4 protein-coding genes are annotated in these 2,631 nt (G+C 27.4%); all 4 read left to right on the forward strand.

The annotated features are described in order from the left end of the window. Positions 1 to 248, forward strand: a 248-nt coding sequence (locus tag V7014_RS23230; protein ID WP_335510800.1) for an HNH endonuclease domain-containing protein, incomplete at its 5' end; no start/stop codon positions are given. A gap of 122 nt (positions 249 to 370) precedes the next feature. Continuing rightward, entirely contained in the window at positions 371 to 637 is a 267-nt protein-coding gene (locus tag V7014_RS23235; protein ID WP_335510803.1) for a hypothetical protein, read from the forward strand. A 2-nt stretch (positions 638 to 639) separates the two neighbouring features. Beyond that, positions 640 to 939, forward strand: a complete 300-nt coding sequence (locus V7014_RS23240) for a hypothetical protein (protein WP_335510805.1) — start codon at positions 640 to 642, stop codon at positions 937 to 939. Between the two features lie 848 nt (positions 940 to 1,787). Beyond that, positions 1,788 to 2,631: MBL fold metallo-hydrolase (locus tag V7014_RS23245; RefSeq protein ID WP_335510806.1), on the forward strand; the 844-nt coding region annotated here is incomplete at its 3' end.

Raw genomic sequence — 2,631 nt, forward strand, 5'->3', positions numbered from 1 at the left:
CTGTTGATCATGTTATTCCGTGGTCTTACATGTTTTCGGATGACTTATGGAATTTAGTATTCTGCCATAAAGGGGAAAACTCAGAGAAGTCAAACCGACTGCCCTCTGAAGAAGATGTGACACGTTTAGAAGAGCGAAATAAGCAGTTGCTACTACGTATGAAAAGTAAAACGAAGGATTATGATCAACTACAAATTGCAATTGAAAAAGATTACGTTAAAAAGTTTTGGATTTCATTTAAGGGATAGGGGGATAAAATGACTGAAAAAATATTTAATACAAATTAGTAAGGGATAACATACCACAAATTATTAAGCAGAATAACAACGTACCGTTTACTTTTGTTGCTACTGAAGAAGAGGTTAAACACTTGTTGTTTCATAAATTAATAGAAGAATTAGAAGAGTTTAAAGCTACACCTAACGAAGAAGAGTTAGCTGATATTTTAGAATTAATAGATGGGATAGCAAATGCCTTTGACTTAGATATGGATAAGGTGTTAAAGGTCCCAATAGCTCATCCCTTTTATAATGATATATCAAATTTTTTTAAGTTTAAATTAGTTAATAATAAAATAGAAGTCCATTTTAACAAGTGTATTTCATCTCAAGATGAAAAAAAATCAGTAATTTTCTAGATTTGTTTGAAATTACAAAGAGATACAATTGTAACCACGTAAAAAAACTTGAAACACTGATTAGAGATATTAGACAAGATGTATATGAAGAGTTAAAAAATGAATTAGTTACAATAAAAGATGTAGAAAAATGTTTGAAGAGTAATATTGCTAAACAAAAAAACAGACTTACTGAACGTAAAAGGAACAAATCTCTAACAAAATTAAAAATAGATTATCTAGATCAAATTAGCACAACTACTGAAATGAAAAACCAAGCTGAATATATCTTGTTTGAGATTACGCTTAATAACGATGAATGAGAAGGACAGAACAAGGATTTTAAAAGTCAGCAAGAAACATAGTTTGCAAGTTTTACTGATTTTTGAATTTTCTAGATTTAATTTAAATTTCCAATAAATACTTCTGCCAATACTCAAATGTGTCAATTGTACAAACAATTCATAGTTAATTGAGTATGTAGAAAAATTTAGTATAATTTTTTTTGTCTAGTTATTAAAATTATCTTATAGACATTAAAGCTTCTTACGTTTTTAAGAAGCTTTTTTTGCGTATTAATAAAAAAGTTTAAAAGTTCAACTATTAATTGGATGAAGGATTGTTAATATCACCAACCTACTATTTTATTGCTATAATGTAAAGAGTCAAAATGCCCAATCAAATACTCGACCACTTCACTTAAATAAATAGTTCTATTTTCGCAAAGAAAGGTGCAATGCTGAAAAAATTGTCTGGGATGCAATCAAAGAAGCTTATCAAGATGGTGCAATAATTGAACAGGAATACCCACAATATTCTGTGTCATTAATCTTTGTTTATTTACCATAAGGGAGAAGTTTTTCGCAATTGCCGGATGGTAGCTGTTATAGCGATGCTTACTAATAAAACACTAAAGTATGTTTTTACCTTATAGCGGTTTCAATAATAAACAATAAATACCTATCAATGATATTAATGAAATACCATGCAGTATAAGTAATGGTATTTACTTTTAACAAATTATTATTAAAATCCCTAGTTTTTTATTCAGGAACTTGGAACACAAATATTTTAAAAATTATTTAAGTATATACGTACAAAGCATGTTAAACAAAAGTTTAGTTAGCGGGTATATAGAATTCAGAAAAATTTATAATAGGGTGGGATATGAATGTTAACTTTAAAAGCTTTGCCAGCATATGATGGAGATTGTTTTATAATTAGTTTGGGTGAAGGAAATGATATAAAGAATATAATAATTGATGGCGGTCGCAAAAGACTTGTAGTAAATAAATTAAAAAAAGAAATTCAAGATATTAAAAATAAGGGGCAAGTTATAGATTTAATGATATTAACTCATATTGATAATGATCATATATATGGGTTAATTAAATTATTTGAAGAGAATTGGATTAATAAAGAAATCATCAAAGAAGTTTGGTTTAATTCGAAAGAAATTATAGGTGACACATATTTTAATGAGAATGCTAATGATGATTTATTACAAGTGATGAATAAAGATGATGCAAATATCAGCTTTAAACAAGGTATTACTTTTTCTAAGCGTTTAGAAGATTTAGACATAAAAATAGATAAAGTTATTACAGCAGGGTATTCAAAAAGTTTAGGTGATGCAAAATTAAAAGTGATTTCACCAGAAGAGGAAAATTTAAAAAAGCTATATTCTGAGTGGGATAAAGCTTTTCCTAAGGAAGTAGTAAATGGCGTAAATATTAGTTCGAATAAAGAATCTGATTATAATTGTAGTATTGATGAATTATTAATTAAACCATATGAAGAAGATAAAGCACTTGTAAATGGGAGTAGTATAGCGTTTATTTTAGAATATAAAGATAAAAGAGTTCTTATGTTAGCTGATGCTCATCCATCTATTATAATAAAAAATTTACGTGAAATATACGGTCAGACAGTTGATAAAATTTATATGGATTTAATAAAATTATCCCATCATGGAAGTAAAAGAAACATCAATGAAGAATTTGTAAATAATATTG

This window comes from Bacillus sp. JJ722, from assembly GCF_036963345.1.
Classification (GTDB): Bacteria; Bacillota; Bacilli; order Bacillales; family DSM-1321; genus Bacillus_AD.